We start from the raw sequence: 12,703 nt of genomic DNA, 5'->3' as shown, positions 1-12,703 counted from the left end.
TTCAGGCCATTTCATGAGCATTGATGACCCCCGCAACCCAGACCTGCCCAAGGCTACCGAGCAAGCCTTGCTGACGCAGTTCGCCCGCGCTTATCTGCAGCAGCAGCGCAGTGAGCAGCGTTGGCGCTGGTTCTGGCGTCTGGTCTGGTTGCTCGTCGCGGCGTCCATCGTCGTTGGAACCCTCCAGACGGTGCCTTCGGCCAAAGCGCCTGTGACTGCGCACACCGCGCTGGTCGAAGTGCGTGGCGCCATCGCGACCGATGCCGAAGCCAATGCGGACAACCTGATGGCCGCACTGCGTAGCGCGTTCGAGGACCACGGCGCTCGCGCTGTGGTCATGCGCATCAACTCGCCCGGTGGCAGCCCGGTGCAGGCGGGCTTGGTGCATGACGAGATCGTTCGTCTCAAAGCGCTGCACAAAAAGAAGATCTACGCAGTGTGCGAGGAGATGTGCGCCTCCGCAGCCTATTACATCGCTGTGGCGGCCGATCAGGTCGTGGTTGACAAGGCTTCCGTGGTGGGATCCATCGGTGTGTTGATGGACGGTTTTGGCTTCACGGGTGTGATGGACAAGATTGGTATTGAACGCCGTTTGATGACGTCCGGTGCCAACAAGGGCATGCTGGACCCATTCTCGCCGCGTGACCCCGTGCAAGAAACCTATGCGCAGGCCATGCTGGATCAAATTCATCGGCAGTTCATCGCGGTCGTTCAAAAGGGACGAGGCCAGCGTCTGAAAGACAACCCTGAGTTATTCAGTGGGCTGTTCTGGAACGGCGAACAGGCCGTCAGCATGGGGTTGGCCGACAGGCTCGGCAGTCTGGATCAGATTGCCCGCGATGAGGTGAAGGCCGAAGACATCATCGACTACACCCAGAAAGAGAATCTGGCTGAGCGTCTGGCCAAGCGTTTTGGTGCCGCTGTTGGCGCAGGCGCCGTGCAGGCCATGCGCGAATCCGTCAGTATTCGCTGACCAGCAGGCTGTTTCAGCCGTCCAACCCCATCACCAGGCGCGTGGCCGCATCCTGAGACAACGTCAGCAGTTGCGCGACGCCGGCGATGTCGTCCTTCAGCGCGGCTTGGGCGTTGGGGGCGTCCCACCCGTTGCGGGAGTGTCTTGCCAGTCGCACGGCCAGCATGACGTTGCGAACCTGGGGGTCGTTTGCGCGGCGCTCATCGGTGCACTTGATGAGCATGTCCGGCAATTGCCACTCGCGCATCAGTTCATGTGCCAACGTGTTCAGTGTGGTGCCCAACACGGCCTTTTGTGCAGCAGCTGATCGCAAGGTTGGATCAGCTTGCTTGAGGTGGTCAATTTCCTTGGCCAATTTCGGGGCGTGACACCACAGCAGCATCTCGGCGAAATCGTGCAGCAGGGCGGCTTCGTAAAGGATGCCTGCGTCCTCATCCTGCCGTCTGATGGCAAAGTTCAGAGAGAAGTTCGCGGCGCGACGCGCGCGGGTGATCACTTTGAGCAGGCCGCTCGCTGCTTCAGGGTCTGATTTGAACCACTCGATGAACGTGGGCGCATTCAAAAAGGTGTTGAAAAAGGGCGAAATGCCCATCATCACGATTGCGCCGGTCAGGGTTTCGGGGGGCTCCACACCCAGTCGCGTGCAGTAGCGCGAAACGTGAGCGATGACCTTCAGCACCATCAGCGGGTTGGCGCCCATGGCATCTGCGAGTGTTCTGGCGTCGACCGTGCCGCGCGTCTCTTCTATTTCGCGCAATTGCTGCAGTTCCACCATGGCGTGTGGCAGAACCGGAATTTCTGCATCTGCCAAGGCGCGCACCCAAGCAGATACGCTGGGTAGGGGGGAGTCGATCATGTGGCAACCTCAAGCCGGTCTGATGTCCTCTTATCCCCCGTTTTCCGCATATTGACAAGCCGGGAAGCCCCGGTGCTTGTCAAATTTTTCACTTTTTGAGGTGAGGCGAGTCAATCACTTGCCGCCGAGCAAAGCCTTCTTCAGGTCGGAGTCGACCGGCGAGTTGCCCAGCCAGATCTTCAGGAGGGCGTTGTAGAAGTCGTCACCAGCGATGTCGCGACCCTTCTGGGTGCCATCCACCAGAACACGCAGGCCCGAGCCGGGAACCAGGTTCATGTGGATGGTGGTGCCCTTCTTGACGGAGCCGAAGCTCTTCATCAGCGAGAGCAGTTCATCAACGCGCGGCTTGAACTTGGCCATTTCGGCGTCGCTGTGGTTCTTTTCGAAGCCGGCGATCATGGCTTCTGCAAACTCTTCACCAGTGAGGTTACGCAGAAGCACGATCTGCATGCCCTTGGCACCCGATTGGGAGATGATGCCAGCGGCGTTGCTGTCCTTCTTGGTCACATACAAACCAGCTGCGTAGACGTCAAACACCATCTTGACGCGGACGCCAGCGCCGTTGAGTTGCAGAGATTGGTTGGCGACCTGGTAGGTGTCACCGAACTTGGCGCCTTTGATTTCGAGGGCCATGGCGGGCAGGGCTGCGGCCAAGGCGGTGCTCAGGATCAGGGCGCGGGCAAAGGATTTCATGGTTTCTCCGGGAAATACGCTGGATCCACGACCCAGCAAGATACATGTGACAAAGATTGTGGCCCCGTGTTGACGCACGTATCCATCGGGATATCACCTTGGTTTCTCAGAAAAATTGTCCGAAATTGTGTTGCGGCGTGGCGATATTGCCGCACGGTTTCCCCGGTTCTGAGGATGACATGGCGCAGAATGTCGACTCCAAAGAGTTCAGGGTTTCTACTTCTGCGAGACGGATGCATGTCCTTTCTGGTTATTGACATAGGCAATACGCGCCTGAAGTGGGGCCTGTACGCAACGCCTGCGCCGGGTTCCGAGTTGTTGGCGCACGGTGCCGTGGTACTGGAGGACATTGATTACCTCTGGGACCTGTACTGGAAAAATCTGATGCACAAGCCCACCGGCATGCTGGGTTGCGTGGTGGCGGGTGAGGCCATCAAGCGTCGTGTCGAAGAGCAGTTGGTCGAGGGCTGGGGGTTGACGCCGCGATGGGTCTCGTCCAGCAAGGAGGCCGGTGGCGTGATCAACAGCTATGAGCATCCTCAGCGGCTGGGGTCAGATCGCTGGGCTGCGATCATTGGGGCGCGCCAGCATGCGCTGCGCACTCACCCGGACCATGTGCCTCCCGTGCTTGCCGTGATGGTGGGTACGGCCGTGACCGTGGATGCCGTGGATGCGGCAGGACGTTTTCTTGGTGGCTTGATCCTGCCCGGCTTTGGCTTGATGTACCGTGCTTTGGAGAGCGGCACAGCGGGTCTCAAGGTACCCACTGGGGAGGTGCGAGACTTCCCGACCAACACCAGTGATGCGCTGATGAGTGGTGGTACCGACGCCATTGCTGGCGCCATCGAGCGCAGTCTGCGCCGCCTGCAGGCTCACACAGGGGAGCCCCCCCTGCTGATCATGTCGGGCGGTGCCGTGTCACGCTTGTCTCATGTGATCGAGCTGCCAGCTCTCGTCGTGGAAAACCTCATCTTCGAGGGCTTGCTGACGCTGGCATCCGCCATCACAGAATGAAGCGAGAGAGGTCCTCGTTGCGGGCGAGTTCGCCCAGGCGTTGATCGACCTCGGCAGCATCGACCACATGGGTCTGTCCACCCAGGTCCGGCGCTTGGAAGGACAGTTCATCGAGGAGTCGCTCCATCACCGTGGACAGGCGGCGTGCGCCGATGTTTTCGGTGCGCTCGTTCACCTCGAATGCAATCTGAGCCAGGCGCTGGATGGCCTCAGGGGTGAAGTCGAGGGTCACGCCCTCCGCCGACAGCAAAGCCTGATACTGTTTGATCAGGCTCGCGGTGGGTTGGGTGAGGATGGCCTCGAAGTCCTGCACTGAAAGCGAGGACAGCTCCACCCGAATCGGGAAGCGTCCTTGCAATTCCGGGATCAGGTCGCTGGGCTTGCTGAGGTGGAAGGCACCCGAGGCGATGAAAAGGATGTGGTCGGTCTTGACCATGCCGTACTTGGTCTTGACCGTGGTGCCCTCGACCAGAGGCAGCAGATCGCGCTGCACGCCCTGACGCGACACCTCGGCGCCGCTGCCATCGGCGTTGCGGCTGGCCACTTTGTCGATCTCGTCAATGAAGACGATGCCGTTTTGCTCGGCGCGCTCCAGCGCTTTGGCGCGGATGTCATCTTCGTTGAGCAACTTGGCGGCTTCTTCCTCGATCAGCTGGGTGCGGGCTTCGGCCACCGTCACCTTGCGTGACTTGCGGTTTTGCTGCCCGATCTGCGAGAACATGCCGCGCAGTTGCTCCGCCATGTCTTCCATGCCGGCCGGGCTCATGATCTCGACGGCCGGCGCCTTGGCGTCGCTCAGTTCGATCTCGATCTCCTTGTCATCGAGTGCGCCTTCGCGCAGGCGCTTGCGCATCACCTGACGCGCGGTGTTATCAGCTGGTGGAGCGCTGATACCGAAATCCGTACGGGGGGGCGGAACCAGCACATCAAGGATGCGGTCTTCGGCCGCATCTTCGGCGCGGGCCCGCTGGGCCTGCATCTGGTGTGTGCGCTCCTGCTTGACGGCGCTCTCCACCAGGTCGCGAATGATGGTGTCCACGTCCTTGCCCACATAGCCCACTTCGGTGAACTTGGTGGCCTCGACCTTGATGAACGGCGCATCGGCCAGCTTGGCCAGGCGGCGGGCGATCTCGGTCTTGCCCACGCCGGTGGGGCCGATCATCAGGATGTTCTTGGGTGTGATTTCGCTGCGCAGCTTCTCGTCGACTTGCTGGCGGCGCCAGCGGTTGCGCAGGGCAATGGCGACAGCGCGCTTGGCATCGTGCTGACCGATGATGTGTCGGTCGAGTTCGCTGACGATTTCTCGGGGTGTCATGCTCATGGTGTGCTCAGCCCAGCGTTTCGATGGTGTGGTTCTGATTGGTGTAGATGCACAGGTCGCCGGCAATCTCCAGCGACTTCTTGACCATGACGGCCGCATCCAGCTCGGTGTTGGCCACCAGGGCCCGCGCGGCGGCCTGCGCATAGGCGCCTCCCGAACCAATGGCGATGATGCCGTGCTCAGGCTCCAGGACATCGCCATTGCCGGTGATGATGAGCGATGTTTCGCGGTCGGCCACCGCCAGCATGGCTTCGAGCTTGCGGAGCACGCGATCGGTGCGCCAGTCGCGTGTCAACTCAACGGCTGCGCGGGTGAGGTGGCCTTGGTGCTTTTCCAGTTTGGACTCAAAGCGCTCAAACAGGGTGAAGGCATCCGCAGTAGCGCCTGCAAAACCGGCCAATACCTGGTCACGGTAGAGGCGGCGTACCTTGCGAGCCGAGGCTTTGACGACGATGTGGCCCAAGGTGACTTGGCCATCGCCGCCCATGGCGACTTGCCAGCCAGTGGGGGTCTGGCGCCGGATGCTGACGATGGTGGTGCCGTGGTAGGAGTCCATGACGCGTAGCGGAGTTCAGTGAACTACGTTACATGCGGTCAGGCTTGGCCAATTCAAGGTGGCGCCCGTGTAAAGAGCGCACCTGTGTGACGATCACACCGTCTGAAGCTTGACGTGAGCGTGCTCGTTGATCCCCATGGCATCGAAGAACAGGGCGATGAGGCGGTGCGGGTTGTTGAAAATCACGGTGCGGTTCTCACCGCGCCGCGCCAGCACCCAGTTGAGGAGGTCGCCTGCAGCGATGAAATCGACGCGCAGCAAGTGCTGGCAATCAACTTCCAGCGAGACGCTGGCGCCCAGTTGGCTGTCAAGTTGTGTCAGCGTGCTGCTGATGTCGCCGACCAGTTGTCCGGAGAGATTCAGCGCAGCCACCTGCACAAACTCGACTTCATTGTGGAACTGGGATTCGACGAAGCTGGTGATAACTTTGGAGACGTGCGTGAGTGGGCGGGTTTGCGGGCTGACGCCATCGTTGCTCAGGCGGACCTTGCAAGCCGTGGGCTCCCAGGAGGGCGGCGACAGTTCGTAGGTGACGCAGTAGTCGATGGCCACCTCATCAAACTGGATGGGGTTATTGCACATCCGCAGCACGTCCAGGTGCAGCATCCAATAGGCCGGATCTACGCTGCGGCTCCCGGTTGGTGCCAAATCGCCGAGCACATGCAACAGCTGATCAGTACCCAGCCAGTGAAGTTCGATCGGCTCGCGGGCCCATTGTCGAATGAGTTGGCCGAGATGGTCGGCGCCTTCCGGCGTCAGGTTGTGGACCCTGCTCCAGTCCATGACCCAGGGGCGTGGCAGCTGCAAAATCTCCGTTCGCAACTGAGACACGGCGTCGCCATCGATGTTCTCGGGTGCAATCCAGCCATGCGCGGGTTCGGGTGGTGCCGCAGGTGAGTCAGCAGTGACGCTGGCCGCGGCCCCGTCGGTCGAGGCTGGCTTGGCGGTGGCGGGCTTCTGCTGCGCCAGGAAGCTAGCCACCTTGTCTGGCAGCGAGTACCACTGAGGGGCCGACAGGCCGAATTTTTGCGCAAAGGTGACCGCGAGGTTGTCAAACTGCTGCGGCAGGTCGAGGGCGCGGTAGTAGTCGAACAGCGCCATCCAAGTTTCAGTGTGGTCGTGTCTCGCTGCACCTGGCTGAATCAGGTCAAGGAGACAGCGTTCACATTGCTCGAAGTCTGCGTTGGCAAACGCGATGACCGCCTCGTCAAGCTCCGGGTCGTGCACCATTTCGGCCACATGGAAGTCTTGCTGAGGCATGAAACCGCTGGCAGCCAGCAAAGAGGAAGATGCGGGCTGGGCGACCGCAGTGGGCGCAGTCGTTGATGCTGGAGCGGTGTCTGGCGTCGGTGACGCTGGCGGAACCAAATCCAGCGCAATGGCGATGTCCGTTGACAATCCCGCTGCCTGCGTTGGACGTGCCGCTGCTGCGCTGTCCGCTGGCTGTCCGAAGTCGAGCGGCAAAGTCGGGACGTGGACAGGGGGCTTGGGTGTCGTGCGCGTGCTGCCAGCGCCCACCATCTGCTGCTCGATCTCGTCGATCTTGGCTTTGACCGCAATGTCGGACGGGGCGCCGTTGGTGTGAGGCCGCGAGTCTGGGTCGAGGTTGGAGGGTGTGTTGAGCGCCAGCGCCGCGTCGGCACTGAGTCCTTCACGGCGGATCTTGCGGAGCATGTCGAATTCGCGCTTGCGCACGAAGTCGTTGCGCCGCTTGCGTTCGATCATCGCCTTGATCTCGGACTTGGCGTACTCGCTTTCGCCTGCGTCAGCGTCTTGCGTGTCCAGCGAAGACCACTCGGTCGTCGGGTTGGCGACAAAACGCACCACCTTGCGGAAAAAACCACCGGTTTCCTTGCTCATGATGCGAGTATGCCCTCCCTGTTCACTGTCGGGTGTCCTCTGCGCTCAGTCCCCGAACATCTTTTGCTTGAGTTCGCGACGTTGTTGCGCTTCGAGTGACAAAGTGGCGGTAGGGCGAGCCAGCAGTCGTCCCAAGCCGATGGGCTCACCGGTCTCGTCGCAGAAACCGTACTCGCCGGACTCGATGCGGGCGATGGATTGCGAGATCTTCTTGAGCAGCTTGCGTTCGCGGTCGCGGGTGCGCAATTCCAGGGCATGCTCTTCTTCGATCGTGGCGCGGTCAGCCGGATCGGGCACGATGGAGGTGTCTTCACGCAAGTGCTCGGTGGTTTCGCCCGCGTTGGACAGCAGGTCGGCCTTCTGGGCCTCCAGAACCGTGCGGAAGTACTCCAGCTGCTTGTCGTTCATGTACTCCGACTCAGGCATGGCCAGCAACTCGGCTTGGGTCAGGTCACGACCAGCTTTGTTCTTCCAGGCGTTGGCGAGTTTGGGGTCAACCTTGGTGGCGTTAGTGGGCATGTTCTCTGATGGACTGATGTGCGACGACGAGCGTCCTGGCGCCACAGATGTGGCAGCGGTGGTGACCGCGTTTGTCAAGGCCGGCGTACGGGCGCAACACCATGGCCGTGGCCTTGACTTCAGTTCGGTGTGCGCTTTCCGTCAAGACAGATCCTGATGGGAAGCGCGCGGATTGTAGCGATGCTTGAGGACAGATTTCACCAGACTATCCCTCAAGTGTTCGCAGACGTTACGCGAGGCACTGATCCAGGCCGGCTTTGAACAGGTCCTGGGGCAATTCAATGCCGATGAATACCATTTTGCTGATCTTGGGTTCACCTGCCGCCCATTTCGGCCCGACGTCACTGCCCATGAGTTGGTGCACCCCTTGGAAAACCACTTTACGATCCATGCCGGAAACGTGCAGCACGCCTTTGTAACGCAGCATGCGGGGGCCGTAAATCTGCACCATCGAGCCGAGGAAATCTTCCAGCTTGGTGGCGTTGAAGGGCTTGTGGGATTTGTAGACGAAGGACTTCACGTCATCGTCGTGGGCATGGTGGTGTGGGTGGTGGCAGGCCTCACCGTCTGCGTGGTCATGGCCGCAGTCGTGGCTGTGTTGGTGACCGTGATGGCTGTGTGCATCGTCCTTCAGGAAGTCGGGGTCGATGTCCAATTTGGCATTCAGGTTGAAGCCCTTCAGGTCAAACACTTCGGCAATCGGCACTTCCCCGAAATGCACGCGCTTTTGGGGTGCGCGCGGATTCATGTGCTTGATGCGGTGGGCCAGGGCATTTGCTTCGTCTTCGGTGACCAGATCGGTTTTGCTGATGAAAATCTGGTCGGCAAAACCCACTTGGCGGCGTGCTTCCTGGCGCTGGTCGAGTTGCTGTTCACCGTGCTTGGCATCGACCAAGGTCAGGATGGAGTCGAGCAAGTAAAGCTCGGCAATCTCGTCGTCCATGAAGAAGGTTTGCGCGACAGGGCCGGGATCGGCCACGCCGGTGGTTTCGATCACCACGCGTTCGAAATTCAGGGTGCCTGCCTTGCGCTGCTTGGCCAGGTCGGCCAAGGTCTCGCGCAAATCTTCCCGGATGGTGCAACAGACGCAGCCATTGCTCATCTGAACAATGTGCTCCTCGGTGTCGGCCACCAGAATGTCGTTGTCGATGTTTTCTTCGCCGAATTCGTTCTCGATCACAGCGATGCGCTGGCCGTGGGCTTCGGTGAGGACGCGTTTGAGCAGCGTGGTCTTGCCGCTGCCCAGAAAACCGGTGAGGATGGTGACAGGAATCAGGCTCATGAGCGCAGTGTAGTCTTGACGCCCCGGATGCAGGGGCAGTAATGCAGGGATGTGGGCCGGAATTCTTCCGACCATGGGGTATTCTTGCAGCATATCAACCACGACACCGCTCCTGTGTCCGATTCCCCTCCTAGTCGCCCGCCGCGAGGCGACCGACCCCACGCTTCCGCCGCACGGCGGGACAAAGACCACCGTAGCCTGTTTGTTCGTTTGGTGGAGTTCATCTCCCCCGGGCCGGATACGACGGCTGAACTGATCGAGACCCTGGCCGATGCCGAGCATCGCGAGTTGATCGAACCCGAATCTCGGGTGATGCTCGAGGGGGTGATCCGCATGGCAGGCATGACGGTGGCCGATGTGATGGTGCCCGTGCGTCGCATGGACATGCTTGACATCGACGCACCCTACGAAGAGTTGCTGGCCCAGATCATTGAGGACGGTCACTCTCGCTTTCCTGTGTATGAGGGCGAGCGAGACAACATCATCGGCGTGCTCATGTCCAAAGATTTGCTCAAGCTGCAGCGTGCGCCAGAGTTGAATCTGCGCACCTTGCTGCGACCTGCTGTCTTTGTCCCTGAATCCAAGGGGCTCAACGAGTTGTTGCGTGAGTTCCGATCTAACCGCAGCCATTTGGCGATGGCCATCGACGAGTTCGGCATGACATCGGGGCTGGTCACGATCGAGGATGTCCTGGAAGAGATCGTTGGCGAGATTGAGGATGAGTTCGATGAAGAAGATCGGCAGTCGAGCATCTTCACACTGGCTGACGGGAGTCAACGTGTCGCCGGTGATGCCTTGATTGATGCTGTCAATGAGGTGTTCGGGACCCAGCTGCCCGATGACGAGTTCGAGACCATTGGCGGCTTGGTGGCCCATGAGCTGGGCCGGGTGCCGCGGCGAGGGGAGTCCGTCGACGTGGGCGGGTTACGGTTTTTCGTGATGCTGGCCCGCGGCGGCGCAGTGCGTTGGTTCAAAGTGACGCGTGCGCCCGATGCTGCACAGGCGGTTGAGGCTGGATGAGTGCGCCTGGTTCGCTGAAGGTGTGGCCATTTTGGGCCTCCTTGATCGGGGGGGCACTGCACGCGCTTTCTCTGTCGCCTTGGTGCGCTCAGATGGGGCACTTGGCGCCGCCGCTCTTGCAAACGCTGGCCCTGCTGATCCTCTTGGCAAGCTTGGCGCGCCAGTCGGGTCCACGCGGGGCGGCGCTAGCGTGCTGGGTGTACGGCACGGTCTGGTTACTCGGGGCGACTGGCTGGATGTTTGTCAGCCTGCACGATTTTGGGGGCTTGCCTGCCTGGATGGCGGTGGTGGCCGTCGCATTGTTGTGTGCGGCCTTGTCGTTGTATTTGGCTTGGGCCGGTTGGGCATGGGGGCGTTGGCGAACTGGCGTGATTGGGGTGGACGCTGGCTTGTTTGGCGCCCTGTGGCTGCTGGCCGAGTTGGCGCGGGCGCTGGTGTTCACGGGTTTTCCGTGGGGTGCGAGTGGTTATGGTCTCTTGGACACACCGTTGCGACACTTTGCACCTTGGCTGGGCGTTTATGGAATGGGGTGGGTATGGGCCACCCTGTGCGCTTGGGTTCTGTGGTCTGCCAATGCCGCTCGAGAACGGCGGCTGAGTCGTTGGGCGCCTCTGGGCTTGGTTGTGGTGCTCACGACCGTCGGGGCATGGTGGAGCGGTGTCAGCTACACCCGCGAGGTCGGGCAGCCTCTGAGGGTGACTTTGCTGCAAGGTAATGTCCCGCAGGACGAGAAGTTCAGCCCTGAACGTCAGGTTGAGATGCTGGTGTGGCATGCCCGCCAATTGCTGGCAGCTCGCGGCGATCTGGTGGTGGCGCCTGAAACCGCCATCCCTTTGTTGCCGAGTCAGTTGCCTGAAGCGTATTGGTCACAGATCCAATCTGCTTTCGAGCGTGATGGGCGACATGCCCTGATCGGTGTTCCCTTGGGTGATTTCACCGTGGGCTATACCAATTCCGTGGCGGGTTTGTCGTCGGACACGGCTCGCTTGCCTGGGCAGATGTATCGCTATGACAAACATCACCTCGTGCCGTTCGGTGAGTTCATTCCCACAGGATTCCGCTGGTTTGTGCGGATGATGAACATTCCCCTCGGTGATTTTTCGCGTGGACCCTTGGCCGCGCCGTCGTTTGAGGTGAAGGGGCAGCGGGTGGCGCCCAATATTTGCTACGAAGATTTGTTTGGCGAGGAGATTGCCGCCCGGTTCGTGCAAGCCGATCGGGCGCCCACCATTTTGGCCAACGTGAGCAACCTCGCCTGGTTTGGTGAATCGGTTGCCATCCATCAGCATTTGCAGATTGCCCGTTTGCGCTCCTTGGAGTTTCAGCTGCCCACCATTCGTGCCACGAACACTGGCGCCACGGTGGTGATCAATCACCAAGGCGAGGTGACGGCTGCTCTGGCGTCCAACATGCGCGGAAGCCTGCAAGCCGACGTGCAGGGCATGAGCGGCGTCACGCCTTATGCCTGGTGGGCCGGTCGCTGGGGGCTGTGGCCTCTGATTGGTCTGGGCTTGCTGTGGGTTGGTGCTTCAGCAATCTGGGGCCGGCGGCGGGCCGAGGGCGCAGGCATTTAATAGAATCGTGCTTTTGCGTTTTGTCTTTTCACAGGGCAGGGCGCGAGACCATACATCCATGACACCCCTGGTGACGCTGCGGTCCACGTGGCTCTGCGCACCCAACAAGGCAACAACATGCTGACTTTCCAGCAATTGATTCTGCGTTTGCAAAGCTACTGGGATGCCCAGGGCTGCGCGCTGCTGCAACCTTACGACATGGAAGTGGGGGCCGGAACCAGTCATACCGCCACTTTCCTGCGTGCTCTGGGTCCTGAGCCCTGGAAGGCCGCCTATGTGCAGCCCAGCCGTCGTCCCAAAGATGGCCGTTATGGCGAGAACCCCAACCGTCTGCAGCACTACTATCAGTATCAGGTGGTGCTCAAGCCGGCTCCGGCCAACATTCTGGAGCTCTACCTGGGCTCGCTGGAGGCGTTGGGTTTTGATCTCAAGAAGAACGATATCCGCTTCGTGGAAGACGACTGGGAGAACCCCACTCTGGGCGCTTGGGGGCTGGGTTGGGAGGTGTGGCTCAACGGCATGGAAGTGACCCAGTTCACCTACTTCCAGCAGGTCGGCGGCATTGACTGCAAGCCCATCACCGGCGAGATCACGTATGGTCTGGAGCGTCTGGCCATGTATCTGCAAGGTGTCGAGAGCGTGTACGACCTGGTCTACGCACCGGGCGTGAAGTATGGTGACGTGTTCCATCAGAACGAGGTTGAACAGTCCACCTACAACTTCGAGCACAGCAACGTTGAGTTCCTGCTGGACGCCTTCACCAACTACGAAACCCAGGCCAAGTACCTGATGGAGCAGCAGTTGGCCTTGCCAGCCTATGAGCAGGTGCTCAAGGCGGCTCATACCTTCAACCTGCTGGATGCTCGTGGCGCCATCTCCGTGACCGAGCGCGCTGCCTACATCGGCCGCATCCGTAACCTGGCCCGCGCCGTGGCGGCCAGCTACCTCGACAGCCGCGCCCGTCTGGGCTTCCCGATGGCCCCCAAGGCCTGGGCTGACGAAGTCATTGAACAACTGAATAAGAAAGCAGCCTGA

12 protein-coding genes are annotated in these 12,703 nt (G+C 60.6%); 5 read left to right on the top strand and 7 right to left on the bottom strand.

What is annotated here, in order from left to right:
• Positions 1 to 13: 13 nt before the first annotated feature.
• A complete protein-coding gene (locus WIT60_RS03040; RefSeq protein ID WP_339582477.1) occupies positions 14 to 973 on the top strand; it encodes a S49 family peptidase in 960 nt (319 codons plus the stop codon).
• A 13-nt stretch (positions 974 to 986) separates the two neighbouring features.
• Here WIT60_RS03040 and WIT60_RS03035 read toward each other — a convergent pair whose 3' ends face one another.
• Both WIT60_RS03035 and WIT60_RS03030 read right to left on the bottom strand, forming a co-directional pair.
• Positions 987 to 1,829, bottom strand: coding sequence for an HDOD domain-containing protein (locus WIT60_RS03035; RefSeq protein WP_339582476.1), 843 nt, complete (start codon positions 1,827 to 1,829; stop codon positions 987 to 989).
• 114 nt (positions 1,830 to 1,943) lie between these two features.
• Entirely contained in the window at positions 1,944 to 2,522 is a 579-nt protein-coding gene (locus tag WIT60_RS03030; RefSeq protein ID WP_339582475.1) for a chalcone isomerase family protein, read from the bottom strand.
• Positions 2,523 to 2,759: 237 nt separating this feature from the next.
• Between WIT60_RS03030 and WIT60_RS03025 the strand changes: the two genes are divergently transcribed.
• Positions 2,760 to 3,536, top strand: coding sequence for a type III pantothenate kinase (locus WIT60_RS03025; RefSeq protein WP_339582474.1), 777 nt, complete (start codon positions 2,760 to 2,762; stop codon positions 3,534 to 3,536).
• Here WIT60_RS03025 and hslU read toward each other — a convergent pair.
• The 5 genes from hslU to WIT60_RS03000 all read right to left on the bottom strand — a co-directional run bounded on the left by hslU (position 3,526) and on the right by WIT60_RS03000 (position 9,074).
• Positions 3,526 to 4,857 (bottom strand): ATP-dependent protease ATPase subunit HslU, encoded by a 1,332-nt coding sequence (gene hslU, locus WIT60_RS03020; RefSeq protein WP_339582473.1) that lies wholly within the window; start codon positions 4,855 to 4,857, stop codon positions 3,526 to 3,528. The genes WIT60_RS03025 and hslU overlap by 11 nt on opposite strands.
• Positions 4,858 to 4,864: 7 nt before the next feature.
• The gene (gene hslV, locus WIT60_RS03015; protein ID WP_339582472.1) at positions 4,865 to 5,413 is read right to left on the bottom strand and encodes an ATP-dependent protease subunit HslV; all 549 of its coding nucleotides are present in this window, start codon (positions 5,411 to 5,413) and stop codon (positions 4,865 to 4,867) included.
• Positions 5,414 to 5,506: 93 nt separating this feature from the next.
• Complete coding sequence (locus WIT60_RS03010) at positions 5,507 to 7,273, bottom strand: STAS domain-containing protein (RefSeq protein WP_339582471.1); 1,767 nt, start codon at positions 7,271 to 7,273, stop codon at positions 5,507 to 5,509.
• A gap of 45 nt (positions 7,274 to 7,318) precedes the next feature.
• The gene (gene dksA / locus WIT60_RS03005) at positions 7,319 to 7,915 is read right to left on the bottom strand and encodes an RNA polymerase-binding protein DksA (protein ID WP_445207644.1); all 597 of its coding nucleotides are present in this window, start codon (positions 7,913 to 7,915) and stop codon (positions 7,319 to 7,321) included.
• 106 nt (positions 7,916 to 8,021) lie between these two features.
• Positions 8,022 to 9,074, bottom strand: coding sequence for a CobW family GTP-binding protein (locus WIT60_RS03000; RefSeq protein ID WP_339582469.1), 1,053 nt, complete (start codon positions 9,072 to 9,074; stop codon positions 8,022 to 8,024).
• Between the two features lie 114 nt (positions 9,075 to 9,188).
• On the opposite strand from WIT60_RS03000, the gene WIT60_RS02995 reads away from it, so the two are divergent.
• From WIT60_RS02995 to glyQ, 3 genes are all read left to right on the top strand, one after another.
• Entirely contained in the window at positions 9,189 to 10,094 is a 906-nt protein-coding gene (locus tag WIT60_RS02995) for a CorC family transporter (protein WP_445207634.1), read from the top strand.
• Complete coding sequence (lnt, locus tag WIT60_RS02990; RefSeq protein WP_339582468.1) at positions 10,091 to 11,668, top strand: apolipoprotein N-acyltransferase; 1,578 nt, start codon at positions 10,091 to 10,093, stop codon at positions 11,666 to 11,668. Before WIT60_RS02995 ends, lnt begins: the two co-directional genes overlap by 4 nt.
• A gap of 117 nt (positions 11,669 to 11,785) precedes the next feature.
• Positions 11,786 to 12,703 carry a glycine--tRNA ligase subunit alpha gene (glyQ, locus tag WIT60_RS02985; protein WP_339582467.1) on the top strand — a complete coding sequence of 306 codons (918 nt, stop codon included), beginning with the start codon at positions 11,786 to 11,788 and terminating at the stop codon, positions 12,701 to 12,703.

Origin of the sequence: Aquabacterium sp. G14, assembly GCF_037482285.1 — a bacterium.
In the GTDB taxonomy this organism is placed as follows: Bacteria; Pseudomonadota; Gammaproteobacteria; order Burkholderiales; family Burkholderiaceae_C; genus Aquabacterium.
This window is presented reverse-complemented; position numbering and strand designations above follow the sequence as displayed.

What these genes read in the sequence shown, in the direction of transcription:
- WIT60_RS03025 (WP_339582474.1), top strand. Translation starts at nt 2,760, where the DNA reads ATGTCCTTTCTGGTTATTGACATAGGCAATACGCGCCTGAAGTGGGGC.
- WIT60_RS03030 (WP_339582475.1), bottom strand. Translation starts at nt 2,522, where the DNA reads ATGAAATCCTTTGCCCGCGCCCTGATCCTGAGCACCGCCTTGGCCGCA.
- WIT60_RS03035 (WP_339582476.1), bottom strand. Translation starts at nt 1,829, where the DNA reads ATGATCGACTCCCCCCTACCCAGCGTATCTGCTTGGGTGCGCGCCTTG.
- WIT60_RS03000 (WP_339582469.1), bottom strand. Translation starts at nt 9,074, where the DNA reads ATGAGCCTGATTCCTGTCACCATCCTCACCGGTTTTCTGGGCAGCGGC.
- WIT60_RS03040 (WP_339582477.1), top strand. Translation starts at nt 14, where the DNA reads ATGAGCATTGATGACCCCCGCAACCCAGACCTGCCCAAGGCTACCGAG.
- lnt (WP_339582468.1), top strand. Translation starts at nt 10,091, where the DNA reads ATGAGTGCGCCTGGTTCGCTGAAGGTGTGGCCATTTTGGGCCTCCTTG.
- hslU (WP_339582473.1), bottom strand. Translation starts at nt 4,857, where the DNA reads ATGAGCATGACACCCCGAGAAATCGTCAGCGAACTCGACCGACACATC.
- glyQ (WP_339582467.1), top strand. Translation starts at nt 11,786, where the DNA reads ATGCTGACTTTCCAGCAATTGATTCTGCGTTTGCAAAGCTACTGGGAT.
- WIT60_RS03010 (WP_339582471.1), bottom strand. Translation starts at nt 7,273, where the DNA reads ATGAGCAAGGAAACCGGTGGTTTTTTCCGCAAGGTGGTGCGTTTTGTC.
- hslV (WP_339582472.1), bottom strand. Translation starts at nt 5,413, where the DNA reads ATGGACTCCTACCACGGCACCACCATCGTCAGCATCCGGCGCCAGACC.